The following is a 21,714-nucleotide window of genomic DNA, read 5'->3' as shown; positions in this document are numbered from 1 at the left end:
GCGACACGACCCCGGGAAACGCGAATCTCTGCTTTTCCAGACAGTCTCACCCCACTGAATTAAGTCGGTAGAAAGTGTCAATAGATTCATGGCTGACCTGGTTACCTTTGGGGAAGCACTGCTCCGACTCAAACCGGAGGCGAACGACCGACTCGAGACCGCCTCGGGGTTTACCGCCTGTGTTACCGGCCCGGAGTGTAACGTCGCCATCGCGGCCCAGCGACTCGGTACGAACACGTCGTGGCTCTCAAAATTGCCGGACACGCCGATTGGCCACCACGTCGCGCGGTCGATTCGCCAGCACGGCATCGACACGGAAATCGTCTGGACCGACGAGGGCAGGCAGGGAGTCGTCTACGTCGAACAGGCGACCGCGCCGCGAAAGGCGACCCGCACGCCCGACCGAATGGGGATTTCGATTGGCACGCTCACACCGGACGAACTACCCCAGGAGTACGTCGAAAATGCAGCCTGTTTCTTCGTCAGCGGGGTGACGCCGGGAATCTCTGACACGCTCGCCGAGACGACGGCCCGCCTGCTCAGGCAGGCGAAGGACGCGGAGGTGAAGACCGTGTTCAGTCTGGACTACCAGCAGGACTGCTGGACACCCGAGGAGGCCCGCGAGACGCTCACCGAGTACTTCTCCGCGGTAGACATCTTCATCGGACGCGAGCGCGACGCCCGGACGGTGTTCGACCTCGAAGGGCAACCGGCGGCGCTCGCCCACCGAATCGCGACGGAGTACGATCTCGAGACCGTCGTCCTCTCTCGTGGCGAACAGGGTGCAATCGCTCTCGACGGGACGACCATCCACGAGCAGAAGCCAATCCACACGGAGACCGTCGACCCAGAAGGGACCTACGACGCGTTCTGCGGGGCGTTCGTGGCCCGCCACCTCGCCGGTCACTCCTTCGACGACGCGATTCGATACGGGGTCGCAACGGCGGCCCTCGCCCGGACGATTCCCGGTGCGGCGGCGACCATCTCTCTGCCGGAGGTCGAACGGGTTCTCACGGAGCAATCGGACGCAAACCGCCGGTAACCACCGGGCGGACTGGAATCGCACAACCGGGCCAAACGGCTAACAGGCACGCCCGCAACATCTTATCGTATGACGCACGTCGCAATCATCGGCGCGTACGGCAGCGCCGGTGTCGCCGTCGCCCAGTCGCTCGCAGACGAGGACGTGGAACTGACGCTCGTAGACGACGGAGAGCCGGGCGGCGGTCTCTGTATCCTCCGGGGCTGTATGCCGTCGAAGGAGGTGCTCTCTGCTGCGGCCCACCGGTTTCAAGTTCGCCACGACGAGCGGGTCACGGGAACACCCGAAGTGGACCTGCAGGCGGTCGTGGAGACGAAAGACGAGCACATCTCGAACTTTGCGAGACACCGGCGGGCGGCGGTTCACCGTCTCGCCGACCGGGACAACGTCACTTTCCTTCACGAAACGGCGACGCTCGTCGGCGACCGAAAACTGGCGGTCGGCGACCGGACCATCGAACCCGACTACCTCGTCGTCGCCACCGGGTCTACGGTTTCGGTTCCCGACCTGTCGGGCATCGACGACGTGGACTTCTGGACGAGCGACGACGTCCTCGACGCCACGAGCCTCCCCGGCTCGGCCATCGTGATGGGCTTTGGCGTTATCGGTCTCGAACTGGCTCCCTATCTCAGCGAGTGTGGCGTGGACGTAACCGTCATCGAGCACGACGCTCGCCCGCTCGACGACGCCCCGGACGAGTACGGGGACTGGGTTCTGGACATCTACCGCGACGAGTTCGACATTGAGGTTCTAACGCGCACCCGCGAGCAGGCAGTGAAAAGCACCGACGATGGCGGCGTTCGCATGACTGTCGAGCGAGACGATTCGACCGAGACCATCGACGCAGATGACCTGTTCGTGTTCACAGGTCGCCGGCCGAACGTGGACGGCCTCGGACTCGAGAACACCAGCCTCGAAGCCGAACCTGGATGGGTGAGAGAGACGATGCAGACGGTGGAAGACGACCGCACCTACGTCGTCGGGGACGCGAATGGGAAGGAACCGCTGTTGCACGTCGCGAAAGAGCAGGGGTTCACCGCCGCAGACAACATCCTCGCGGACGTGGCGGGCGACCAGCTCACCGCCTACGAGAACTACCGGCATCTGGTTGTGTTCTCGGGCCTCGGCGTCTACCCCTACGCTCGCGTCGGCCACACGCCCGAGGCCGCACGTGAGGCGGACTACGACCCGATAGTGGTGACACGCGAGGCGGCAACCGACGGCGTGTTCAAGACGAAACATCACGACGCGGGGATGGCCACGCTGGTCGTCGCCCGCGACGGGACGGTACTCGGCTATCAGGGCCTCCACTACCATGCGGACGTGATGGCGAAGACGATGCAGGTAGCGGTGGCGCTCGGCCAGGACGTGCGCACGCTTCCGGACCGCGCTTATCACCCGACGACACCGGAGATTCTCGACGGATTGTTCCGCGCCGCGAAGGACGAATTATAAGCGCGTCAGACACCTCTTCGCGTTCAAACAGGTCACGCGATATCACAGGCAGATGAATCAGGATTCAGGCAGAATTTTCGATACACAGCACACTGTCTGACGATTCTATGAGACAGGATGACAGAGATTTATATTCTTTGGACATGAAGTAGACGTATGAGATTTCGTGCGCTCGCCGTCACACTGGTCGTGATTTTTTCCGTATTCGCCGGACCAGTCGCCGCACAGGAAACCGTGACGCTCACCGCGAGCGTCGTCGACCGAGCAGGCTCCCCCGTCTCCGGCGCCGAACTCACGGCGTCGTGGGACGGCGGCGAGCTCACCCGCACGACCGCTGGCAACGGCAAGGCGTTCCTCGACGTGCCCGAGGGAGCAGACGTGACGATAACCGTCTCCCACCCCACCTACGTGAGAAATCGCCCGCTCGTCGTTGAAGATGCGAGCGAACAGGAGATTACCGTCAACGTGGCTCAGCGAGGGTCGGTCGACCTCGTCGTGAGCGACGAAGACGGACCGCTCGCAGACGCCAGCGTCATCCTTTCGAAGGACAACCAGGAAATCGTCCGCGAGACCACAGACAGCGACGGGTCGGTCGAGACGGGAATCATCGAGCGCGGGGAGTACAGCATCACCGTGCTCAAATCGGGCTACTTCACCCATCGGGGCCCGCTCTCGGTCACGGGCGACATCAACCGACAGGTCGACTTAGAGCGCGGGTCGGTGACCGTTCAGTTCTCCGTGCGAGACGACCACTTCGACCCCGCACGGCCGGTTCAGGACGCCCGCGTGACCGTCGGCGGGTCGACAGTGACGACCCTCGGAAACGGTGAGGCGACGCTCCAGATCCCGGTGAACACGCGCGTCAGTGCGGAGGTTACCAAAGAAGGCTACGACGGACAGACCGTCGAGTTCAACGTCGCCGAACGTGCTCGAACCGTGGACGCCACCATCCAGCGAACGCCGTCGGTGACCATCGAATCCGCACAGAGCCGCATCGTCGTCGGTGAGAGCGTCAGGCTCGAAGTCACAGACGAGTACGGCGACCCTGTAAGCGGAGCCACCATCACGGTAGACGGCTCTGCGGTCGGCGAGACGAACGACCAGGGCGTCCTCGTGGCGACCATCGAATCTGCGGGTGAACAAGAACTCGTCGCAAGTATCGACTCGCTCCAGTCAGAACCGCTCGTCGTTGAGGGTATCGAGGCCAGCCAGCAGACGACGACCACGGAAGCGCCGACGACGACGGCGACGACTACCGAACCGACCACCGTCGCTGACGACGAGACCACCACCAACGTTGGCCTGCCGGGCTTTACCGCCATCACAGCCGTCCTCGCGCTGGTCGTCGTAGCGTTCCTCGCCCGGCGGCGGCTGAGATAAGGTTAGGTCGATTCAACACCAATTGTTCGTATGGATCTGAGCCTGCTGGTCATCGGGGCGTTTTTCGCCGTTCTCGCCGTCCACCAGTGGCTTCGCTGGCGGTGGCGGGCTGCGTGGTTCGACCGTATCTGGCTCGAAGCGGAGGAAGAACAGCGGGTAAAACGTCAGTGACACCTAGTGCTATTTTGGTCGGCATCTGACACCACGTATGGCAGGTGACGGCGTCCGCCGGACGCTTAGAGAGGTGGCCGGACTCGAACGCGACGTGCTCGTCCTCTCCGTCGCGATGCTCGCGTTCAGCCTCTCCTACCAGATGACAGACCGGTACGTCGCCGCCTACATGCAGGCGCTGGGGGCCGGCGCGGGCGTCATCGGGATCTTCGGCAGTTTCAAGCAGTTCATCGCGGCCATCTACCCCTACCCGGGCGGGGCGATTTCTGACCGCATCGGCACGCGGCGAGCGCTCACGCTGTTCGGCCTGCTCTCTGTCGTCGGGTTCGTTGTCTGGCTGGCCGCGCCTGGCCTCGGCGGGCCGCTCCCGGCGTGGGCGTGGCTGTTCGTCGGCCTCGTCCTGGTCCAGGCGTGGAACTCGCTCGGCCTCGGCGCGACGTTCGCGCTCGTCAAACAGAGCGTGGATGCCGCCCATCTCGCACGCGGATTCGCCGCCACGGAGGTCGTCCGCCGGGTCGGCTTCCTGCTCGGCCCGCTGTTCGCGACGGCCATCTTCGCGCTCACCGCCGGGTTCCTCGACGGCTTTCAGTTCGTGCTTGTCGTCGCGATTGGCTTCGCCGTGGTCGCGACGGTCGCCCAGCGCCTCCTCTACGACCCGATCGGCGACACGCTTGGGAAAGCGTGGGCCGGACTCGCGTCGGTGCGCGAGGACCTCGCCGCGCTCCCCCGGCCGCTGCGCCCGTTGCTCGTCGCGGACACTCTCGTCCGGTTCGCCAACGGGATGGTGTACGTCTTCTTCGTCCTCGTCGTGGTCGACCGCTTACAGGTGAGCGCGACCCTGCCAGTCGTTGGCCTCCTGCGCCCGGAGGCGTATTTCGGGGTGTTGCTCGCCGTGGAGATGGTGGTCGCGTTGCTTGTCATGCTCCCGAGCGCGTGGGTGGCCGACAACTGGGGGCTCAAACCCGTCGTTGCCGCCGGGTTTTCGGTGTACGCGCTCACCCCCATTCTCCTCATATCCGCACCACCGGAGGCACTCGTGGTCGCGCTCGTCTTCGCGTTCTCGGGCCTGCGCTTTGCGGGCCTTCCCGCACACAAGGCGCTCATCGTCGGCCCCGCAGAGAAAGGGGCTGGCGGGCGAGTCACGGGAGCGTACTACCTGCTCAGGAACGCACTCACTGTGCCGGGGGCGGCCGTGGGCGGCTTTCTCTACGCCCAATCACCGACGATCGCGTTCACCGTGGCTACCGTCGTTGGCCTCGTCGGGACGCTCGTGTTCGTGGTGTTCGGGGTCGAGCCGACAACATAACGGGTTTCGTCGTGGGGTCCCAAGCAAGGGTATGCTCGAAGTCGGAGACGAGGCTCCCTCGTTCACACTCACGAATCAGGACGGCGAGGACGTTTCACTCGCGGACTACGCTGGCAGACACGTCGTCGTTTACTTCTACCCGCGGGCCGACACGCCCGGCTGTACCACCGAAGCCTGCGAGTTTCGCGACCTCTGGAAGCAGTACGAAGCGCGCGACATCGCGGTGCTCGCCATCAGTGACGACCCTGTTGGCGACCTACAGGACTTCGCTGAAAAGTACGACCTGCCCATCGAACTTCTGAGCGACGAGTCGGGTGCGGTCGCCGCAGCTTACGACTCCTACGGCGAGAAGAACATGTTCGGCAAGACGTTCGACGGCGTGTTCCGGAACACCTACCTCGTCGGGCCTGACGGCACCGTCGTCGACGTCTACCGGAACGTCACACCGGAGGGCCACGCAGCGACCGTCCTCAAAGCGCTCGACTAGTCGGTCACGCACTCGGCCAATTCACGGTACGATTCGAACTGCGCTCTGCCCCACGCGATGGCGTCTGCGTCGTGGTTAGTGACGAACGCCCGCATGTTCTGGCGGCTGTCGTAGAGGCTTATTCCCACGAACGGTTCCGGTTCCTCGACCACGATAAGTTCGTACGGGAGCGGTTCCTCGGTCGTGAAAAAGCGGAAATTTTCGAGCGCGAACACGTCCTCCATCACGTCCGCGTACTCGGAGACGAGGTAGGTGACGACGGAGGTCGTCGTGAGTAACTCGGCCTCGAGCGACCCCGAGCGCAACTCGTTTGCGAACAGTTCGACGTACCGAGACCGGGTAATCGGGGAAAACCCCTGGAGGCGCGAGGCCTCTCTGACCGCCTGCTCGAAGGCATCGACCGGGCGGTCCGGGTCGTGGGAGACGGCGTGGACCACCTCGCCGCCACAGAACACGTCGGCAGGGAGGTTCGCTTCGCGAGGGAGGTCAGAGAGGGGCGTTTCGAGTTCACAGAGCGTTTTTAGATTCTCGTAAAACGAGTCGTACAGTTCGACTACGAGTCGCCCAAACGTCGTCAGATGGTACTTGCCACCGTCCTGTTCGACGAGTCTGAGCGCCTCGAGTTCACGCGTCCCCCGGTAGACGGTCGAGCGTGACGCCCCGAGTGCGTCTACGAGGTCTCGCGTGTCCTGTGGGCCGTCGAGGAGGCACGTCACGAGTTCGCTCCGTTTCCCGACGACCTCCATCGCCTCACGCGGTGCTGGCGTACCCATACTCTACTCTGTGATGAAGCGTCAGGTGGATAAGCGTACGGGTGGGTTGGTTCACTCGATTTCGAGCCGGGCGATGTCGGCTTCGCCGCAGTACGGACACTCACTGAATGCGGACTCGACGGTCGTTCCACACTCTCGGCACTCGTAGACGACTGGGTCGTCGTCGACGGCAAATACGGTTTTTACTCTATCTAACACTGATATTCTCCCCTGGCCGTTAGTCACGTATTACAACTAATCCACCATAATTATGCAGTCGTTAGTTCTGACAAATCGAGTTGTTGAACAGTCACAACAGTTATCTATAATCGACGGACAGTGCGGCGTCCGGCGACGATTTCGCCCGCCTGTACGTCGGCGGCCCGCTGCCCACCACGTCGAAGGCCTCGATGCGGATGACGAGGCGGCCAGCAGGTAGGGTTGCACGCAGTAGTGGCCCTGTACTCGTCACGACGACGTAGGGCGGGGCGGCGACCGGTTGTGCCTGCATCGTCTCGCCGCCGGCCTCGACCGCCGTCGCGAGCATCGCGGGGTAGGTCGAGAGCACGCCCCGGTCCGTGAGGAGGGCGCGAAACGGTTCGACAAGGTGCTCGCGGTCGCGCACTGACTCGTCCGGCCACGCCTCGCTCACAGCGTCTGCACACCGAAGTGTCTCGCGAATCGTCTCGCTGTACTCGGCTACGAGCGCGCGCTGAATCCCCGCTGTATCCATCGTCACTCCGAGATGGTGTTGAGGACGTAGGTGGAGAACCCAACCTCAGTGATGTCCTCCGCGTCCAGGGCTTCGAGCCAGCCCTTTTCCATGTGCCAGGTGCCGCGCAACGTTCCCTCCGTGTCGGTGACGCGGGCCTCGATTCTGCGTGGGCGGGCTGCCTGTTCGCGGTAAACCGTCACGACCTGTCCGACGCTCTGTTGTGGAACGCCCGTGCCCGGAGCAACCGTCTCGTATTCGAGTTCGAGCGTCTCCTGGGTTACCGTCGCGTCGGTCACGTAGACGCCGAAGCTCATCAGGTGCATTTCGAGCGTCTCTTCGAGCGACTCGCTCATGGCTCACGAGAGGGGCGGCAGGCACATAATGGCCACCATCGTCACTCTTCTGCGAGTTCGTCGAGGAGGGTTTCGAGGCTGTAGCTGTCGAGTGCCCGGTTGCTGTCGCGCAGCGTCGAGATGACGAACGTCGAGTTGGTGCGCTCTACCTCCTCCAGCGATTCGAAGTCAGTGATGAGGCGTTCTACCTTGTCCGCGTCAGAAAGCTGGGCGATGACGATGAAGTCTGTCTCGCCCATCGTGAAGTACGCCTTGGTCACGCCCTCGATGGCGAGCAGTTTCTCCTCTACGTCCTGGTGGGGGCCGTGGTAGTCGGTGAGCACCTCCACGATGACGGTGACGCCGAGGCCGAGTTCCTCTAAGTCGAGGTCGTAGAGGTCGTTGGTGATGACGCCTCGCTCTTTGAGTTTGTTCAGTCGGTAGTGAATCGTCGAGACCGGAATCTCCGTCTCCTCGTGGAGTTTCTCTGGACTCCCGGTTTCCAGGTCCACGATTGCCTTGAGCAGCGTGATGTCGCGCTCGTCCATTGGCCCAACCCACGCCACCGAGGCGGTTGAATCTATCCTCTCAGCGACGAGCCATGCGGACACCCAGCACTCAATCTATAAGGATTAATTACCCGTCAAAATCGAATTTTAGCCCGATTATCGTAGATTTCTACAAACCATAATGGATTGTTTGTAGTAGAGTTTAAATGTCTGCGTCTATTTCGACTAGGCACATGAACAAACGGCTCCTCGCTATGTTCGCCCTCCTCGCGACGTTCTGGGGCACCTCCTTCGTCGCCATCGAGGTGGGCCTGCACGCATTCCCACCACTCCTGTTCGCCGCCCTGCGCTACGACGTCGCCGGGCTGATTATCCTCGGCTACGCGGCCCTGACCACAGACCGGTGGCTTCCGCGCGCGAAAGACGAGTTTCTGCTCGTCGCCATCACGGGCGTGACCATCATCGGCGCGTATCACGGCCTGCTCTATCTCGGCGCACAGCACGTCCCCGGCGCGATTGCCGCTGTCATCATCAGCCTCTCACCGGTGTTGACCGCCGTCTTCGCGAGCACGTTGCTCCCAGACCAGTCGCTTCACCCGCTTGGAATCGCCGGCCTGCTGGCCGGTCTCGTCGGCGTGGTCGTCATCGCCAATCCCGACCCGTCTAACCTGCTCTCTGCGAGTATGCTCGGCATCGTCCTCATCTTCCTCGGCACGGCGAGTTTCGCCCTCGGATCGGTGCTCACCCGGCCGATTCGCTCTGACCTCCCGCTCCCCACCCTGCAGGGCTGGGCGATGCTCCTCGGGTCCGGTCTGCTTCACGTCGTCAGCGTCGCTCGCGGTGAGTCGTTCGCCGCTATCGAGTGGACCCTTCCCGCCGTCACGTCGCTCACGTACCTGACGCTCATCTCGGGAGTCGTCGCGTTCCTGCTCTACTTCGAGTTGCTCGACATCCTCGGCCCAATCGAGATCAACCTCATCGGCTACCTCGAACCGGTCGTCGCCTCCACGATGAGCTTCCTCCTGCTCGGTCACGTCATCAGCGCACCGACGCTCGCTGGCTTCGTCGCCATCTTCGTCGGATTCGCGCTCATCAAGTACGAGACCCTGCAGGCGGCGCTCCACACGGCGTCGGCCAGAGCGCGCCGAACCACCCACCGGTTCTAACCGGCGCTCCCTGCGTGAATCGTTCGAAAAACAGTCGCCCGCTACGCTTCTTCTTCGCCGCGCTCCGAGTACGCAGCGTAGCGAAGCAGGTTCAGACTCCACTCCTCTGGCAGGTCGGTGATGAGGTCGTTTACATCCTGAGATTCGTAGTCGCCCGAGAGAATTTCCGCGACGAAATCTGCGGCCTTGCCGTAGGCGACCGACTTGCCGAGTGACTCGCCTTTCTGCTCTGCGCTCCACTCGTCTTCGTACTCGATTGCTTCGAGTTTGTGAGCGCCAGAGAGGATGCGAAGACGGAGTCGAAGATTTTCCAGTGACTTGCGGTCGGATGAATCTTGCATAGCTATTGGCGTCTCGTATGTGGGCCTGTGGTATAAAATCCGCTACCGCCGCGGGCAGTCGTAGGTGTCCCGAACCGTGTCCGCGAGCATGCCGCCCTTCTCCAGACAGATGTAGACCACGACGAACGGTTCGACCTCCGGATTGAGAACGAACACCTCGTAGGGCGGCGCGACGTGCTCGCCGACCCGTTCGACGAGCGGTTCGAGCGGGGTGATGCCGTCGCGGAATTCAGAGAACAGGTCGCGTTCACCCGCCTGTTTCACGAAGGTGTAGACGACGCCGTTTGGCTCGTTGTCGGTACTGTAGGTGACGGTGGAGTTCATCCCCTCACCCATCGACTCACCCTCCTGCCAGGTGTCCTGGGCGGCCTCGAAGATGTTCGTCGCGCCGTCTACGAACTCGAACAGCGTCTCCGTACGCACCGAGAGCGTCGTGACCCGCGGCGTGCCCTCCTCCCACTCGACTGTCGCGTCGATGGTGTAGCCCGGTTCGAGGTCGGCGACCGACTCGCCGACTGCCACGTACGTCGGGTCGTACGATTCGACGTCGAGCAGGAGGAGTTCGTTCTCCTCACGCGTGCTCTCGAGAACGCGAAACGTCCCGTGGGTCGTCACCTGCATGCCCGGCGGTAGGCCGGGGAGCCTCTTGAACCGCCCGTCTCGGGGATGACTTACAAGCGCCGACCCCCAACCGACGCCCATGCGCATCGTCTCGCTCCTGCCCGCTGCCACCGAGTTGCTCTACGCCCTCGGCGTCACACCCGTGGGCGTCAGCCACGAGTGTGACTACCCGCCCGCCGCCGCTGACCTGCCGTCCGTGGTCGAATCGCGCATCGACGCCTCGGCCACGAGCGCCGAAATCGACGCCCAGGTGCAGGCCGCGATGGCCGAACACGGCAGCATCTACGCGCTCGACCGCGAGAAGCTGCGGACGCTCGACCCGGACGTCGTCGTCACGCAGGGCGTCTGTGACGTGTGCGCGGTCGATTCTGCGCTCGTCGAGACGGCCGTCCGCGACCTCGGCCTGGACGCCGAAGTCGTGACGACGGACGTTCACTCGCTCGCAGACCTGTATCGCGACCTGCGGAAGGTGGGCGCGGTGACGGGCCGAGAGGAGGCGGCCGAGGAGGTCGTTTCTACACTGCAAGCGCGGGTCGGCGAGGTCGAATCGCGGGCGAGCGCAGCCTCTGAATCACCCACAGTCGCCGTCCTCGACTGGCTCGACCCGGTGATGGTCGCCGGTCACTGGATTCCCGAACTCGTGGAATTGGCTGGGGGAACCTACCCACTCGCCGACGTGGGCGCGGAGTCCAGACCCCGCGAGTGGGCGACGATTCGGGAGTGCGACCCGGACGTGCTCGTCGCGGCTCCCTGTGGATTCGAACTGGCCGACGCCAGCGACGACGCCACGCAACTTCGCGAGAACCCGGGGTGGGACGACCTCACCGCGGTCCGGACGAACCGGGCCTACGCGATGGAGGGTCACCATCTCGTGAACCGCCCCGGCCCGCGACTCGTGGACACGCTCGAACATCTCGCACGACTGATTCATCCCGAGGAGTTCGGCAATCCAGACCCCACCGTCGCGGCCACAATCTCCCGAACCATCCCCCCACGATGATTCGATTCACGCAGGAAGCGTACGACGCACTCGTGGACCACGCGATGGCGGGCGCACCCGAAGAGATCTGTGGCATCCTCGAAGGCGGGCGCGAAGGAGACACAGCACAGGTGCAGGCCGCCCACCCGGTCGAAAACGTGGCTGAACAGCCACGGACGCGCTATACCCTCGACCCGGAGGCACAGCTCGACGTGATGGAGGAAATCGAGGAGCGCGGCGCGTCAGTGGTTGGCTTCTATCACTCACATCCCGACGGGCCGACGGGGCCGAGCGCCACCGACGAGGCTCAGGCGACGTGGCCTGGCTACTCGTACGTTATCGTCGCACTCGCGGGCCGCCCCTTCGTCGGGTCGTGGAAGTGGACCGGCGACCGGTTCGAACAGGAAGTCGTCTCAGTCGGCGGTGATTGAACAGGTTTCCGCATACTCCACGTCGTGGACGGACTCGATGGCCGGGTCCTCCCCGCAGACCGGGCACTCGGGATTCTTCTGGATGGTGACCTCCTCGAAGGTCATGTCCATCGCGTCGTAGAACAGCAGGCGACCGGTAAGCGTCTCGCCTTTGCCCATCAGGTGTTTCACCGTCTCCGTGGCCTGAATGCAGCCAACGGTCCCGGGGAGGACGCCGAGGACACCCGTCGTCGCGCAGTCGGGGACGGTTCCGGCCGGGGGCGCTTCGGGGAAGACACACCGATAACACGGCGAATCCTCGTCGCCCGAAAAGGTCGTGACCTGCCCCTCGAAGCGGTAAATCGCACCGTGCGAGAAGGGCGTGCCGGCGAGGGTGCAGGCGTCGTTCACGAGGTAGCGCGTCTGGAAGTTGTCGGAGCCATCGACCACGAAGTCGTAGTCCGCGATGAGGTCCTCTACGTTGTCGGGGGTGACGCGCAGTTCGTGGGTTTCGACGGTGATGTCGGGATTGAGTCGGGCCACGTACTCCGCGGCGCTCTCGACTTTCGGGTCGCCGATGTTCGCGTCGGCGTGGATGACCTGGCGCTGGAGGTTGCTCCGTTCGACCACGTCGTCGTCGGCGATGCCGAGGGTGCCCACGCCCGCGGCAGCGAGATACTGGATAATCGGTGCGCCGAGACCACCGGCACCAACGACGAGAACGTGGGCGTCGAGCAGGCGCTTCTGGCCCTCGGGGCCGACTTCGTCCATGATGATGTGCCGGGAGTAGCGGTCGAGTTGTGTCGCGTCGAGGTCCAAGCCCATGGCTTCAGATTGGCGGTGGTGGAGGATAAACGCCCGGGTGAGGCTTATCACGCCCCCATCCCTACCCCCGAGCAATGATTCTCGTCCTCGAAAACGAGGTGGACCCGCGCTATCGCTACTTCGGCGAGGCACTCGTTTCGCACCTGCCCGGCGAGGTGACCGTCTACGACTACCCGGCCCAGGGCGGACGGCCCTCGCTCGACGGCGTCGAAGCAGTCGTCATCGGCGGCAGCACCGCCGGCGTGTACGAGGCAGACGACCATCCGTGGATGGACGACGAGAAGGCGTTCATCTTGGCCTTGGTCGAAGCGCGCGTCCCGACGCTCGGCGTCTGCTTCGGCCACCAACTCATCAACGAGGCGCTCGGCGGCCGGGTCGAACACCGCGGGACACACGCGAAACTCGAAACCGTCGACCTCGGAGACGACCCGCTGTTCGAGGGCGTAAACGACGTGATTCCGGCCGTCCACGGCGACTTCGTCGTCGAGCGCGGTGACGGAATGGACGTACTCGCTGCCGCCGACTACTACCAGAACTTCGCCACCCGCCACCGCGAGGCTCCCGTCTGGACCGTGCAGTTCCACCCCGAGTTCACTGCGGAACTCCTGGACGCGGTCCGCGAAGACTTCGGCTGGACTGACACCGAGCGGTCGTTCGACGACGTGAACGCGGTCAAACTGCTCGCGAACTTCTGTTCGATGGCACGAAAAATAGACGCCTGAGTCCGGTCACTCGATGTCCTTCCGAACCCACTCTTGCAGCGTAAAGCGGTCGTACTCAGTCTCGGATTCGAGTTCCCAGTCGCCCTCGTCCCACTCCGGGTAGTAGGCGTCGCCCTCGTACTCGCCGGGAACGCGGCTGAGAACCATCCGATCGAGGTGCGGCTGGAACAGTTCGTAGATTTTCCCGCCACCGATGACGTACACCGTGTCGTCGCCGAGCGATTCTGCGATGTCGAGCGCCTCCTCCAAGTCGGCGGCGTGGTGGGCAGTTTCAGGTTCGAACGCCGTCTCGCTCCGACTGAGGACGATTTGTGCGGTACCGGGCAAGTCATCAAGCATCGACTCGAACGTCTTCCGTCCGAGGATGATGGGATGATCTGCGATGCGGGCGCGATACTGTCTTTTGTCCTCGGGAATGCTCTCCCACGGAATTTTCCCGTCCTTCCCGATGACGAGGTTATCTGAGATGGCGGCGACCGAAACGAGTTCCATACGTAATCTGCGGCGGCGCGGGAAAAAAGCGTATTCACCGGGAAGGTGAGACGCCACGGTTTAGATTCCGAAATTCAGCCCCGACGGACCGTAACATTCTGAGCCACAATTGAGGAAAGGGAAGCCGTCGTATCTAGACACGCTATGTCACTGGCAGACACCGTCTCCGAAATCAGTCACCTGAGCGACGAGCAGCAAGAATGCATCGAGAACTGCACCCGCGCTGCGGAGGTGTGCGAGTGGTGTGCCGACGCCTGCGCCGACGAGGACGGCATGGGCGAGTGCATCCGCCTCTGCCGTGACGTGGCGGATATTGCCTCGCTCCACGCCCGATTCATGGCACGCGATTCGGACTACAGCAACGACCTCGCGAGCATCTGCGCCGACCTCTGTGAAGCCTGCGCCGAAGAGTGCGAACAGCACGACCACGACCACTGCCAGCTGTGTGCCGAAGTGCTGCCCGAATGTGCCAAGACGTGTCGGCAGATGGCGTCGGCGTAAGGAAACCGCCAGTTTCCGTTTGCCAATCAATTTTTATCTGTGAACAACTATCGGGGGTTGATACCAAGCACAGTTATTGGCAACTTGGTTCAGACATTCGAATTGTGTTGCCGTTTACAGTCAGTTTTAGAACGCTGATGTAGTCAGAATTCACTTGCCCGATTCTATTGTCAAATAGAGTCCGTGTTAGAAGATATCAAATTTCCAACTGTATTTATATATGGCAAAGTTGTAGTAATTCACGATGGGCAACAGATTGGGGAGAAGAGATTTTTGTCGAACCGCACTTGCGGCATGCACAATAGGCACCACATTATCACTCGCAGGATGCACATCATCTACTTCAGCCAGCAGTCGGGGCGCTCCAAGTTCTCGTGATGTTCGAACCACCGTTTGTCGAACTGAAAGTGAATGGAGAGAGATTGAATTAGTAAACCATTTGGGTTCAGTTAGTGCCGGGAATGTGTGGACCTGGAAGCTAAACCTCCAAGAAGGAGATGTTGTGACAATAAGCGCACTAAAAATTGATGGAGCGCGGCCTGCAGTCGAGATTTTGAACCCAAGAGGGAACCAGATAATGAAATCGGACCCCAATTCTAAATTGTATCGGCGATTTACAGCGTACGAAGCAGGGACTTACTACTTCAAATTCGAAAATGAGGCGGTGTTTACAAGTGGGCAATGGGATGTATCTGTAATTGCAAATAGAAAATACGACCGTAGAGTTTGCAATTAGTTTTACTTTTGAATTCGAATACAGTTGGGCGGGATAGTGGATCTACATTTAGCGTTCACGGAGTTCGCAGATGAAAAATGGGCCCTGCAGGATTTGAACCAGCGCTCACCCGGTTATGAGCCGGGCGCTTTAACCAGACTAAGCTAAGGGCCCTCTGTTGGCTCCTTTTCTCGTCTTCGTATTTAGCCTATCGCTTGCCGAATCCCCGCCACCGATATGGTTGATACAATCCGACCCCTCTTACCCCACCACCATGGAACGAGGGGACTTCGGCACCGGCATCGACCACGAACTGGCAGAGAGCATCGTAAGTGCAGCCCGAACCAGTCTCGGTGACACGTTGCGCAGCGTGGTGTACTTCACGCCCTCACAGTTCGACGTGCTGTACACCCGCACCGACCTCTACGAGTCGGGTGCAGAGGTGCGCGACGCCAAGTCGCGACTCGTCGATTTGGAGATGATGGGATTTGCTGAAGCGCCACTCAGAACCGTTCTCACGGAAACGAGTGCCCCGTCGAGCATCGGCCCCTACGAATTCACCGTCCGATTCCACGAAGAGGGGTTCGTCGTCCGCGTCGTCCGCGGCAACCACGGCGTGCTCCTGACGACGGATGCCATGGACGTGAACGCCTTCGAAGAGACGGTCGATGCGTTCAATCGACTCCTTGAATAACGGCACTTTCGGCTACCGGCACTGATTCGCGTCGTTCGGAGACGAGACTCCTCGTGAGGGGTGATGATTGGAAGAAGCGCCGTCGTCAGGGCTCGAATCCACTCGCTCACTGCGTTCGCTCGTTATTCCAGCCTGTCGAGTTTCGCTGATACCACTCTCAGAATGTGTTCGGAGCAGGAGCTCCTCACGGGTTGAGAGTGGAAGAAGCGCCGTCGCCAGGGCTCGAACCTGGGACCACCTCGTTAACAGCGAGGTGCTCTACCATCTGAGCTACGACGGCCCATTACTGCACTTTCTGGTAGAGGGAGTTGCATGATATGACTTTCGTTTTTTCCCTCGCATCGACACGCTTTCACTACCGCGCGGGCAAGCAGTTTCAATGACTGAGCGAGACGAGTACGAGCGGGTCTTCGAGAGCGTCCGGGCGTGGGTCGAGCCCGACGCTGACGAGCAAGCCCGACTCACCGAGGCGGCAGCGGCGCTCCTCGAGCGCACAGGAGAGGCCATCGCCGACCTCGGCGTCGAGGCCGACACCATCCTCGTCGGGAGCACCGCACGCGGGACGTGGATCAGCGGGGACCGCGACATCGACGTATTCGTGCGGTTTCCAGAATCACTTGCGCGAGAGGACCTCGAACGGTTTGGCCTGCAAATTGGCGCTACCGTCCTCCCCGACGGGCAAAAAGAGTACGCAGAACATCCCTACACCAAAGGCGACTACGACGGCTTCAGCGTGGACCTCGTGCCCTGCTATGCCGTGCCAACGGCCGCCGATATCAAGTCCGCAGTAGACCGGACGCCGTTTCACACCGAGTATCTAGACGACCACCTCACCGACGACCTCGCCGGAGAAGTGCGCCTCGCGAAACAGTTCCTGAAGGGAATCGGGAGCTACGGGTCAGACCTCCGGACGGAGGGTTTTTCCGGCTATCTCACCGAACTCCTGATTCTCGAGTACGGTAGCCTTCTCGCGTTTCTCGAAGCCGCGGCCGATTGGAAGCCGCCAGTAAAGTTCGACCCGGAGAACCACGGCCAGCGCAGTTTCACCGACCCGCTCGTCGTCATCGACCCAACCGACCCACGTCGGAACGTCGCCGCGGCCGTCTCGCCCGCGAACGTCGCCCGGTTGCAACACCACGCCCGAGCGTTCCTCGTCGCGCCGAGCGAAACCATGTTCATCCCCGCCACCCCGGACCCCCTCAACACAGACCAGGTCCGAATGGCAATCGACCGCCGGGGAACGATTCCCATCGCGGTCCGTTTCGAGACGCCGGACATCGTCGAGGACCAACTCTACCCGCAGTTGCGCAAGTCCATCGAAGGCATGGCGAGCGAACTCGACCGTCGGGGCTTCGACGTGCTCCGGACGGCCACGTTCGCGGCGGAGACGGCGGTGCTGTTCGCCGAGCTCGAAGTGGCGAGTCGTCCAGCAATAGAGCGCCACGAGGGACCGCCGGTCCACGTCCGCGAGCACGCGACGGGCTTCTACGAGAAATACGCGGACGACCCTGACGCCTTCGGGCCGTTCATCGACGGCGACCGCTACGTCGTCGAACGCGACCGTGAATTCACGACGGCGCGGGCGTTCCTCGAAAGCGAGGCGCTCTTCGACGTGGCGCTCGGGGCGACGATTCAACGGCAGGTAGAGAAGGAGTACGAGGTGCTGGCTGGGTCCGACGTCGCCGACCTCGCAGGTGAGTTCGGAGCGCAACTGGCGCATTACTTCTCGCCGAAGCCGTGAACCTTCGCGGTCCGGTCGATGATTATTTGGGCGCGCTCTGAGGCGTCGCCATCGGGCTGAACCGGTTCGCGTCCGTCGAACACTTCGTGGACCATCGCGATGCTCTCTGCGAGCGTGTCGAGTCCGTAGCCACCTTCGAGGACGAATCCGAGCGCGGCGTCGAGGTCTGCCGCGAGCGACCGCACGCGGTCGGTGAGCACGCCGTAGCCCTCCGTCGAGACGCGCATTCGCGAGATGGGGTCGTGTTCGTGCGCGTCGAAGCCGGCGCTCACGAGGAGCAGGTCCGGTTCGAACGCTTCCAGTGCGGGGACGAGCAGTTGGTCGAACGCGTCTGCGTACTCCGCGTCGCCGCTACCCGAGGGGAGCGGGGCGTTGAGCGTCGTTCCCTCGCCTGCCCCCTCGCCGACTTCTTCTGCCTCGCCGGTCCCGGGGTAGAGGCCCGCCTCGTGGAACGAGGAGTAGTGGACGTCGCCACGCTCGTAGAAAATGTCCTGCGTGCCGTTACCGTGGTGGACGTCCCAATCGAAGATTGCGACGCGACTCGCGTCGCCGCTGTCGAGGGCGGTCTGGGCTGCGACGGCAGCGTTGTTCACGAAACAGAAGCCCATCGCGTTGTCGTAGACCGCGTGATGACCCGGCGGCCGGCCGATAGAAAACGGCGTGTCGCGGCCTGTTTCGCCGCTGAGGGCGGCCGTCGCGGCCCACTCCGCGAGGCCGGCACTCTGCAGGGCGGCGCCCCACGTCGCTTCGACAGCGATGGTGTCGGGGTCCCACTCACCACCGCCATCGGCACAGAACTGCTTGACGCGGTCTACGTACTCGTCTTCGTGCACGGCGCGGACGGCGGCCTCCGTCGCGGGGGCTGCCTCGACGTAATCGACGCCGTGTTGCTTCGTGAGTCCGCGACGAATCGCGCGGAGACGGTCTGGACTCTCAGGATGGCGAGCCCCCGTGTCGTGGTCCAGACAGACCTCGCTGTAGCCAAATTTCATTCAAAGAGTTCGAAGTACGTCTGGATGTCTTCTGCTTTGATGGTGCGGCGGTCTGCGTGCCTGGCGAGAATCGCCGCGGCCATCGCGATGTTTTCGGCGTAGTCTTCGAGGATGTCCGCGAGGGCGATTCGCGCGTCCATCGCCACGCGATATCGGTCGTCGATGCGTAGGCGGGCGATGCGGTCGACAGGCGCGATGGGCAGCGTCAGCGAATCCTTGTCGACGAGTTGTTCGACCCCGAAGTCCTGTGCCATCAGCGTCTTGCGACCGTCCGCAGTCGCGTGCTCTGCGGCGTCGATAGCCAGCGTCGCGCCGTGCCCCTGAATCCGGCGTGCGAGCTCTTCTGCGGCATCAGCACTCACGCGGAGGGACCCGGCATTGCGCCGAATGATGGTGTCTACCGGGGCGAACGGTAGCTCTACACTCATACCACAGAAGGGGTCCGATTGCCCCATAAGAGTTTCCGTCGGACTCGCTAGCCGTCGCTGCGCCGCTTAGAAGATATCCGACGCGTCGAGCCGTCCGTCGCGGAGCGTCCCTCGGACCGTAATCTCCTGACCGAGCTGCACCGTCTGGGAGGTTTCGACGCTCATCGTTTCTTTCCCGTCGTCGAGAACGACCGGATTGCCAGCCTGCACGACCGTTCCGGTGAATTCGACGGTCTCACCGTCCGCGCTGGATTCAGCATCGCCGTCGTCACCCGTCTCGGGTTTCGGCTTGTTCCCCTCGGCGAACGCAGAGAGTCCCGTGTCGCTTGGGCTGTCCTGTGTCGCCGACTCCACCTCGCGGTCGGTGTCCTGGGTCACCGTGATGGTCGTCCGCCAGCCCGCGGAGGCTTCCATGTCCTCCTGCCAGCCGTCTTTGATTTCGACGTCCGCGAGGTGGACCTCGTCGCCGGGTGCGATTTCGTAGTCTGCTTTCTCACCCCAGAGGGCGACACGGATATCGCCCGTCGAGTCCTGCACGCGGATGTTTCTGACCTGTCCCTCCGACCCGTCGTCGCGGTCGAAGGTTCGTTTTGGGTCCGCAGAGCGGACGACGCCGCCGATGTCAGCGTTCATGCCGATTTCGAGGTCGGCGATTGGCGTCGATTCTGGGACGTATTCTACGTCCTCGTCTATCTCTTCGATCTTGCCGCGGTTGCCGACGTGCAGTTCTAAGTTGCCGTCGCGCTCGCGGACGTAGCCGTCTACGACTTCGACTGACGTGCCTGTGGTGAGTTCCTCGGCACGGTTCGCCTGCTCGTCCCACATCGTGACTCGGATGCGTCCCGTCGGGTCGCCGAGCGTGATGTTCGCGACGCGACCCTCGGAGCCGTCGTCCCGCGAGAAGGTGCGAACCGTCCCGGTGTCGAGGACCTTCCCCTGGAGATTGACGTCCGAGAGGCCGAGCGAGAGTTTCTCGATGGTGTGGGTGTCGAGCACCTCGACGTCGATTTCGACGTCCTCGTCGGGTTCGGCCTGGTCGACGCTCACTTCGACACCGTTGTACCCCTCTTTCGGGCGGCCCTTGATGCGCAGGACCGTGCCGACGTCGAGTTGGCCGTCGGCCACGGCTTGAGCCTGCTCGTCCCAGAAGGTGATGCGAATCGTTCCGGTTTCGTCTGCGACTTCGACGTTGATGACGCGGCCGTCCTCGTCCTCGCCGTCGCGCTCGAAGGTGCGGAGGTCGCCGACCTTCACCACTTTCGCGATGAACTTGACCTCCTCTTGGCCGGGTTTGATGTCCCCGATGCCGGAAACCTCGCCGTCTTTGAGTTCGTGCGCGATGAGCATGGCCGCCGTTTCCTCGTCGGCGAGGCCCCCCATCTGCTCGACTTTCGCGGCGACGGCCTCGCGGAATTCCTCCTCCGAGACGTCAGCGTCAAGGTCCGCATAGATGTCCTCGATATCGCCCATAATCGTACGATTCACCAAGTTATGGCCGCGCTTAAGCGTTGTCGTTGGTCGAATAGACGGCTCTCGTCGGTCGGTTTTTTCAGGCCGAATCTAGCGTGCATGACGGGGGATTGTCCCGCCATCCGACTTGAATCTACGCCGACTGTGATTTCTTGGTGACTTCCGTCTTCTCGCCACTGACGGTGTGGTTCACGACGACCGTCTCGGGGAGACCGTTTTCGAACCCGACCGACGCCTCGTACTCGATCTTCTGAATGCACTGCGCGCACATCGCGTCCTCGTCTGGCTGTTCCGTGACGACGTGAACCGTGAGCGTGTCAGACTTCTCGTCGTATTCGGCCGATTCGAGTTTTCCGGTGTGACAGGCGTTTGGCCCCCAGATGACCCCGCTGACCTGCACCTGCGACTGGTCGGGCTGGAACGAGACGCTCGCCTCGCTGACTTCGTTGCCACAGCCCGCACTGACCACCGAGAGCGATTTGTTCGTCACCTTCGGCTTCGGCTCTGGCGTCGCGGTCGTAGTCGTGCTGCCACCCGCACCATTTCCATTTCCGGAACTGACGCAGCCTGCACCAGCTACCACGGCGACGCCAGCGGCGGTCGTGATGAATGTCCGTCGATTCATACCAATACCGTCGCCGGGTGTAATAAAGGACGTTGGGTAGATTCAAAGAGCCATTTCACATATCGAAACCCGGTGCGCGCGAGTGAGTGACACCCGCAAAATCGACGGACGAAGCGAGGGCGAGAATCGTAACCCCTTTAACCGCGCCGGAGGTACGTGTAGATGAGTCCTGATAGGGTAGTGGACTATCCTCCTGGCTTGCGGAGCCAGGGACCGGAGTTCAAATCTCCGTCAGGACGTTTCATTTCATTCAAGGACCTGATTTGCTCCACGCTCGCGTTCGCTCGCGTGGAACTCCGTGAGAACTGCGTTCTCACGTGCCTCACACTCGTTTCACTCGTGTGAGACTCCGTCAGGACGTTTCGTTCAGAACCAAACGACGAGCGAAGCGGTGCGCTCGCTCGTTATTGGGTGTCAACCGTTTCTACAAAAAATCGAGTGACGACGTTAGTCACCCGTGTACAGCAGATAGCCGAGGACGACGAGCATGGCGACCTGCACGACCTTGTCGAGAACCCCAATCGTAAAGTGGGGCGTGCCAGCGAGAATCCAGAGGACGATTTGGCCGGCGACGAAGAGAATCCCGATGGCGTAGAGGAGTCGTCTAAAGACGTTGAGCGCCATCGCGACGACCGCGGCGAAGAAGATGACGCCGGCGAGGAGGAACGGAACCATGGCGTCCAGCGTGTAGAGATAAACGTGAACTGCCCCCGTGATGATGGCGAGCACTGCGAGCAGCCAGTGAACCGACGTGAGCGATTCCATTCGAAAGCCAAACCCCTCGTCTGCCAGCGTCCGGGATGGTTGGGTTGCCATGGTGCGACCCTAGGACATCTCCCGCAC

The 21,714-nt window shown here is 62.3% G+C and carries 27 protein-coding genes and 3 tRNA genes; 14 read left to right on the top strand and 16 right to left on the bottom strand.

Annotated elements, in window-relative coordinates; genetic code table 11:
• Nucleotides 1-88: 88 nt before the first annotated feature.
• From P0648_RS04230 to bcp, 6 genes are all read left to right on the top strand, one after another.
• Nucleotides 89-1,042 (top strand): sugar kinase, encoded by a 954-nt coding sequence (locus P0648_RS04230; protein ID WP_277505318.1) that lies wholly within the window; start codon nt 89-91, stop codon nt 1,040-1,042.
• Between the two features lie 69 nt (nt 1,043-1,111).
• Nucleotides 1,112-2,497, top strand: a complete 1,386-nt coding sequence (locus P0648_RS04225) for an NAD(P)/FAD-dependent oxidoreductase (protein ID WP_277505317.1) — start codon at nt 1,112-1,114, stop codon at nt 2,495-2,497.
• A 156-nt stretch (nt 2,498-2,653) separates the two neighbouring features.
• Nucleotides 2,654-3,877 (top strand): PGF-CTERM sorting domain-containing protein, encoded by a 1,224-nt coding sequence (locus tag P0648_RS04220; RefSeq protein WP_276245490.1) that lies wholly within the window; start codon nt 2,654-2,656, stop codon nt 3,875-3,877.
• Nucleotides 3,878-3,907: 30 nt separating this feature from the next.
• On the top strand, nt 3,908-4,048 hold the full coding sequence (locus tag P0648_RS04215) for a hypothetical protein (RefSeq protein ID WP_276245491.1): 141 nt from the start codon (nt 3,908-3,910) through the stop codon (nt 4,046-4,048).
• Between the two features lie 37 nt (nt 4,049-4,085).
• Nucleotides 4,086-5,354, top strand: coding sequence for an MFS transporter (locus tag P0648_RS04210; protein ID WP_276245492.1), 1,269 nt, complete (start codon nt 4,086-4,088; stop codon nt 5,352-5,354).
• A gap of 31 nt (nt 5,355-5,385) precedes the next feature.
• Nucleotides 5,386-5,841 (top strand): thioredoxin-dependent thiol peroxidase, encoded by a 456-nt coding sequence (gene bcp / locus P0648_RS04205; RefSeq protein WP_276245493.1) that lies wholly within the window; start codon nt 5,386-5,388, stop codon nt 5,839-5,841.
• On the opposite strand, the gene P0648_RS04200 is transcribed toward bcp, so the two are convergent.
• The 5 genes from P0648_RS04200 to P0648_RS04180 all read right to left on the bottom strand — a co-directional run bounded on the left by P0648_RS04200 (nt 5,838) and on the right by P0648_RS04180 (nt 8,188).
• Nucleotides 5,838-6,614: a winged helix-turn-helix domain-containing protein gene (locus tag P0648_RS04200; protein ID WP_276245494.1), complete on the bottom strand. Its 777-nt coding sequence runs from the start codon at nt 6,612-6,614 to the stop codon at nt 5,838-5,840. The genes bcp and P0648_RS04200 overlap by 4 nt on opposite strands.
• Nucleotides 6,615-6,665: 51 nt before the next feature.
• Nucleotides 6,666-6,812, bottom strand: coding sequence for a hypothetical protein (locus P0648_RS04195; RefSeq protein WP_276245495.1), 147 nt, complete (start codon nt 6,810-6,812; stop codon nt 6,666-6,668).
• Between the two features lie 100 nt (nt 6,813-6,912).
• Nucleotides 6,913-7,326 carry a hypothetical protein gene (locus P0648_RS04190; RefSeq protein ID WP_276245496.1) on the bottom strand — a complete coding sequence of 138 codons (414 nt, stop codon included), beginning with the start codon at nt 7,324-7,326 and terminating at the stop codon, nt 6,913-6,915.
• Between the two features lie 2 nt (nt 7,327-7,328).
• Complete coding sequence (locus tag P0648_RS04185; protein WP_276245497.1) at nt 7,329-7,661, bottom strand: hypothetical protein; 333 nt, start codon at nt 7,659-7,661, stop codon at nt 7,329-7,331.
• A 41-nt stretch (nt 7,662-7,702) separates the two neighbouring features.
• Nucleotides 7,703-8,188 carry an Lrp/AsnC family transcriptional regulator gene (locus tag P0648_RS04180; RefSeq protein ID WP_276245498.1) on the bottom strand — a complete coding sequence of 162 codons (486 nt, stop codon included), beginning with the start codon at nt 8,186-8,188 and terminating at the stop codon, nt 7,703-7,705.
• A 194-nt stretch (nt 8,189-8,382) separates the two neighbouring features.
• Here P0648_RS04180 and P0648_RS04175 point away from each other — a divergent pair, with 194 nt between their 5' ends.
• Entirely contained in the window at nt 8,383-9,315 is a 933-nt protein-coding gene (locus P0648_RS04175; RefSeq protein ID WP_277505311.1) for a DMT family transporter, read from the top strand.
• A gap of 41 nt (nt 9,316-9,356) precedes the next feature.
• On the opposite strand, the gene P0648_RS04170 is transcribed toward P0648_RS04175, so the two are convergent.
• Together P0648_RS04170 and P0648_RS04165 are read right to left on the bottom strand one after the other, a co-directional pair.
• The gene (locus P0648_RS04170; RefSeq protein ID WP_276245500.1) at nt 9,357-9,656 is read right to left on the bottom strand and encodes a hypothetical protein; all 300 of its coding nucleotides are present in this window, start codon (nt 9,654-9,656) and stop codon (nt 9,357-9,359) included.
• Between the two features lie 42 nt (nt 9,657-9,698).
• The gene (locus tag P0648_RS04165; RefSeq protein WP_277505309.1) at nt 9,699-10,364 is read right to left on the bottom strand and encodes a DUF6663 family protein; all 666 of its coding nucleotides are present in this window, start codon (nt 10,362-10,364) and stop codon (nt 9,699-9,701) included.
• Between P0648_RS04165 and P0648_RS04160 the strand changes: the two genes are divergently transcribed.
• On the top strand, nt 10,357-11,277 hold the full coding sequence (locus P0648_RS04160; protein WP_276245502.1) for an ABC transporter substrate-binding protein: 921 nt from the start codon (nt 10,357-10,359) through the stop codon (nt 11,275-11,277). The genes P0648_RS04165 and P0648_RS04160 overlap by 8 nt on opposite strands.
• The gene (locus P0648_RS04155) at nt 11,274-11,687 is read left to right on the top strand and encodes a desampylase (protein ID WP_276245503.1); all 414 of its coding nucleotides are present in this window, start codon (nt 11,274-11,276) and stop codon (nt 11,685-11,687) included. The genes P0648_RS04160 and P0648_RS04155 overlap by 4 nt, the downstream gene beginning before the upstream one ends.
• Here P0648_RS04155 and P0648_RS04150 read toward each other — a convergent pair.
• Complete coding sequence (locus P0648_RS04150; RefSeq protein WP_276248442.1) at nt 11,670-12,491, bottom strand: molybdopterin-synthase adenylyltransferase MoeB; 822 nt, start codon at nt 12,489-12,491, stop codon at nt 11,670-11,672. The genes P0648_RS04155 and P0648_RS04150 overlap by 18 nt on opposite strands.
• A gap of 74 nt (nt 12,492-12,565) precedes the next feature.
• Here P0648_RS04150 and P0648_RS04145 point away from each other — a divergent pair, with 74 nt between their 5' ends.
• The gene (locus P0648_RS04145; protein ID WP_277505308.1) at nt 12,566-13,213 is read left to right on the top strand and encodes a type 1 glutamine amidotransferase; all 648 of its coding nucleotides are present in this window, start codon (nt 12,566-12,568) and stop codon (nt 13,211-13,213) included.
• Between the two features lie 6 nt (nt 13,214-13,219).
• On the opposite strand, the gene P0648_RS04140 is transcribed toward P0648_RS04145, so the two are convergent.
• Nucleotides 13,220-13,705, bottom strand: coding sequence for a dihydrofolate reductase (locus tag P0648_RS04140; protein WP_277505307.1), 486 nt, complete (start codon nt 13,703-13,705; stop codon nt 13,220-13,222).
• 144 nt (nt 13,706-13,849) lie between these two features.
• Here P0648_RS04140 and P0648_RS04135 point away from each other — a divergent pair, with 144 nt between their 5' ends.
• Entirely contained in the window at nt 13,850-14,206 is a 357-nt protein-coding gene (locus P0648_RS04135; protein ID WP_277505306.1) for a four-helix bundle copper-binding protein, read from the top strand.
• A gap of 814 nt (nt 14,207-15,020) precedes the next feature.
• Here P0648_RS04135 and P0648_RS04130 read toward each other — a convergent pair.
• Nucleotides 15,021-15,095 (bottom strand) — tRNA-Ile (locus tag P0648_RS04130).
• Nucleotides 15,096-15,195: 100 nt separating this feature from the next.
• On the opposite strand from P0648_RS04130, the gene P0648_RS04125 reads away from it, so the two are divergent.
• On the top strand, nt 15,196-15,615 hold the full coding sequence (locus P0648_RS04125; protein ID WP_277505305.1) for a hypothetical protein: 420 nt from the start codon (nt 15,196-15,198) through the stop codon (nt 15,613-15,615).
• A gap of 207 nt (nt 15,616-15,822) precedes the next feature.
• Here P0648_RS04125 and P0648_RS04120 read toward each other — a convergent pair.
• Nucleotides 15,823-15,895: transfer RNA gene (locus P0648_RS04120), tRNA-Asn, on the bottom strand.
• Nucleotides 15,896-15,994: 99 nt separating this feature from the next.
• On the opposite strand from P0648_RS04120, the gene cca reads away from it, so the two are divergent.
• Nucleotides 15,995-17,356, top strand: a complete 1,362-nt coding sequence (cca, locus tag P0648_RS04115; protein WP_277505304.1) for a CCA tRNA nucleotidyltransferase — start codon at nt 15,995-15,997, stop codon at nt 17,354-17,356.
• On the opposite strand, the gene P0648_RS04110 is transcribed toward cca, so the two are convergent.
• The 4 genes from P0648_RS04110 to P0648_RS04095 form a co-directional block, all read right to left on the bottom strand.
• Nucleotides 17,335-18,348 carry a histone deacetylase gene (locus P0648_RS04110; protein WP_277505303.1) on the bottom strand — a complete coding sequence of 338 codons (1,014 nt, stop codon included), beginning with the start codon at nt 18,346-18,348 and terminating at the stop codon, nt 17,335-17,337. The genes cca and P0648_RS04110 overlap by 22 nt on opposite strands.
• Nucleotides 18,345-18,776 (bottom strand): histone, encoded by a 432-nt coding sequence (locus P0648_RS04105; protein WP_276245510.1) that lies wholly within the window; start codon nt 18,774-18,776, stop codon nt 18,345-18,347. The genes P0648_RS04110 and P0648_RS04105 overlap by 4 nt, the downstream gene beginning before the upstream one ends.
• A gap of 66 nt (nt 18,777-18,842) precedes the next feature.
• The gene (locus P0648_RS04100) at nt 18,843-20,246 is read right to left on the bottom strand and encodes a single-stranded DNA binding protein (RefSeq protein WP_276245511.1); all 1,404 of its coding nucleotides are present in this window, start codon (nt 20,244-20,246) and stop codon (nt 18,843-18,845) included.
• Between the two features lie 133 nt (nt 20,247-20,379).
• The gene (locus P0648_RS04095) at nt 20,380-20,871 is read right to left on the bottom strand and encodes a hypothetical protein (protein ID WP_276245512.1); all 492 of its coding nucleotides are present in this window, start codon (nt 20,869-20,871) and stop codon (nt 20,380-20,382) included.
• Between the two features lie 166 nt (nt 20,872-21,037).
• Between P0648_RS04095 and P0648_RS04090 the strand changes: the two genes are divergently transcribed.
• Nucleotides 21,038-21,110, top strand: a tRNA-Arg gene (locus tag P0648_RS04090).
• A gap of 208 nt (nt 21,111-21,318) precedes the next feature.
• Here the strand turns inward: P0648_RS04090 and P0648_RS04085 are convergent.
• A complete protein-coding gene (locus tag P0648_RS04085; RefSeq protein ID WP_276245513.1) occupies nt 21,319-21,687 on the bottom strand; it encodes a hypothetical protein in 369 nt (122 codons plus the stop codon).
• Nucleotides 21,688-21,714 lie beyond the last annotated feature (27 nt).

Origin of the sequence: Haladaptatus sp. DYSN1, assembly GCF_029489995.1 — an archaeon.
GTDB lineage: Archaea > Halobacteriota > Halobacteria > Halobacteriales > Halococcaceae > QDMS2.
Note: the sequence above shows the minus strand (reverse complement) of the source record. Positions and strands in the feature narration are given on the sequence as shown.

What these genes read in the sequence shown, in the direction of transcription:
- P0648_RS04190 (WP_276245496.1), bottom strand. Translation starts at nt 7,326, where the DNA reads ATGGATACAGCGGGGATTCAGCGCGCGCTCGTAGCCGAGTACAGCGAG.
- P0648_RS04145 (WP_277505308.1), top strand. Translation starts at nt 12,566, where the DNA reads ATGATTCTCGTCCTCGAAAACGAGGTGGACCCGCGCTATCGCTACTTC.
- cca (WP_277505304.1), top strand. Translation starts at nt 15,995, where the DNA reads ATGACTGAGCGAGACGAGTACGAGCGGGTCTTCGAGAGCGTCCGGGCG.
- P0648_RS04225 (WP_277505317.1), top strand. Translation starts at nt 1,112, where the DNA reads ATGACGCACGTCGCAATCATCGGCGCGTACGGCAGCGCCGGTGTCGCC.
- P0648_RS04175 (WP_277505311.1), top strand. Translation starts at nt 8,383, where the DNA reads ATGAACAAACGGCTCCTCGCTATGTTCGCCCTCCTCGCGACGTTCTGG.
- P0648_RS04155 (WP_276245503.1), top strand. Translation starts at nt 11,274, where the DNA reads ATGATTCGATTCACGCAGGAAGCGTACGACGCACTCGTGGACCACGCG.
- P0648_RS04100 (WP_276245511.1), bottom strand. Translation starts at nt 20,246, where the DNA reads ATGGGCGATATCGAGGACATCTATGCGGACCTTGACGCTGACGTCTCG.
- bcp (WP_276245493.1), top strand. Translation starts at nt 5,386, where the DNA reads ATGCTCGAAGTCGGAGACGAGGCTCCCTCGTTCACACTCACGAATCAG.
- P0648_RS04135 (WP_277505306.1), top strand. Translation starts at nt 13,850, where the DNA reads ATGTCACTGGCAGACACCGTCTCCGAAATCAGTCACCTGAGCGACGAG.
- P0648_RS04150 (WP_276248442.1), bottom strand. Translation starts at nt 12,491, where the DNA reads ATGGGCTTGGACCTCGACGCGACACAACTCGACCGCTACTCCCGGCAC.
- P0648_RS04180 (WP_276245498.1), bottom strand. Translation starts at nt 8,188, where the DNA reads ATGGACGAGCGCGACATCACGCTGCTCAAGGCAATCGTGGACCTGGAA.
- P0648_RS04110 (WP_277505303.1), bottom strand. Translation starts at nt 18,348, where the DNA reads ATGAAATTTGGCTACAGCGAGGTCTGTCTGGACCACGACACGGGGGCT.
- P0648_RS04160 (WP_276245502.1), top strand. Translation starts at nt 10,357, where the DNA reads ATGCGCATCGTCTCGCTCCTGCCCGCTGCCACCGAGTTGCTCTACGCC.
- P0648_RS04095 (WP_276245512.1), bottom strand. Translation starts at nt 20,871, where the DNA reads ATGAATCGACGGACATTCATCACGACCGCCGCTGGCGTCGCCGTGGTA.
- P0648_RS04165 (WP_277505309.1), bottom strand. Translation starts at nt 10,364, where the DNA reads ATGCGCATGGGCGTCGGTTGGGGGTCGGCGCTTGTAAGTCATCCCCGA.
- P0648_RS04215 (WP_276245491.1), top strand. Translation starts at nt 3,908, where the DNA reads ATGGATCTGAGCCTGCTGGTCATCGGGGCGTTTTTCGCCGTTCTCGCC.
- P0648_RS04220 (WP_276245490.1), top strand. Translation starts at nt 2,654, where the DNA reads ATGAGATTTCGTGCGCTCGCCGTCACACTGGTCGTGATTTTTTCCGTA.
- P0648_RS04170 (WP_276245500.1), bottom strand. Translation starts at nt 9,656, where the DNA reads ATGCAAGATTCATCCGACCGCAAGTCACTGGAAAATCTTCGACTCCGT.
- P0648_RS04200 (WP_276245494.1), bottom strand. Translation starts at nt 6,614, where the DNA reads ATGGGTACGCCAGCACCGCGTGAGGCGATGGAGGTCGTCGGGAAACGG.
- P0648_RS04085 (WP_276245513.1), bottom strand. Translation starts at nt 21,687, where the DNA reads ATGGCAACCCAACCATCCCGGACGCTGGCAGACGAGGGGTTTGGCTTT.
- P0648_RS04105 (WP_276245510.1), bottom strand. Translation starts at nt 18,776, where the DNA reads ATGAGTGTAGAGCTACCGTTCGCCCCGGTAGACACCATCATTCGGCGC.
- P0648_RS04140 (WP_277505307.1), bottom strand. Translation starts at nt 13,705, where the DNA reads ATGGAACTCGTTTCGGTCGCCGCCATCTCAGATAACCTCGTCATCGGG.
- P0648_RS04210 (WP_276245492.1), top strand. Translation starts at nt 4,086, where the DNA reads ATGGCAGGTGACGGCGTCCGCCGGACGCTTAGAGAGGTGGCCGGACTC.
- P0648_RS04185 (WP_276245497.1), bottom strand. Translation starts at nt 7,661, where the DNA reads ATGAGCGAGTCGCTCGAAGAGACGCTCGAAATGCACCTGATGAGCTTC.
- P0648_RS04230 (WP_277505318.1), top strand. Translation starts at nt 89, where the DNA reads ATGGCTGACCTGGTTACCTTTGGGGAAGCACTGCTCCGACTCAAACCG.
- P0648_RS04125 (WP_277505305.1), top strand. Translation starts at nt 15,196, where the DNA reads ATGGAACGAGGGGACTTCGGCACCGGCATCGACCACGAACTGGCAGAG.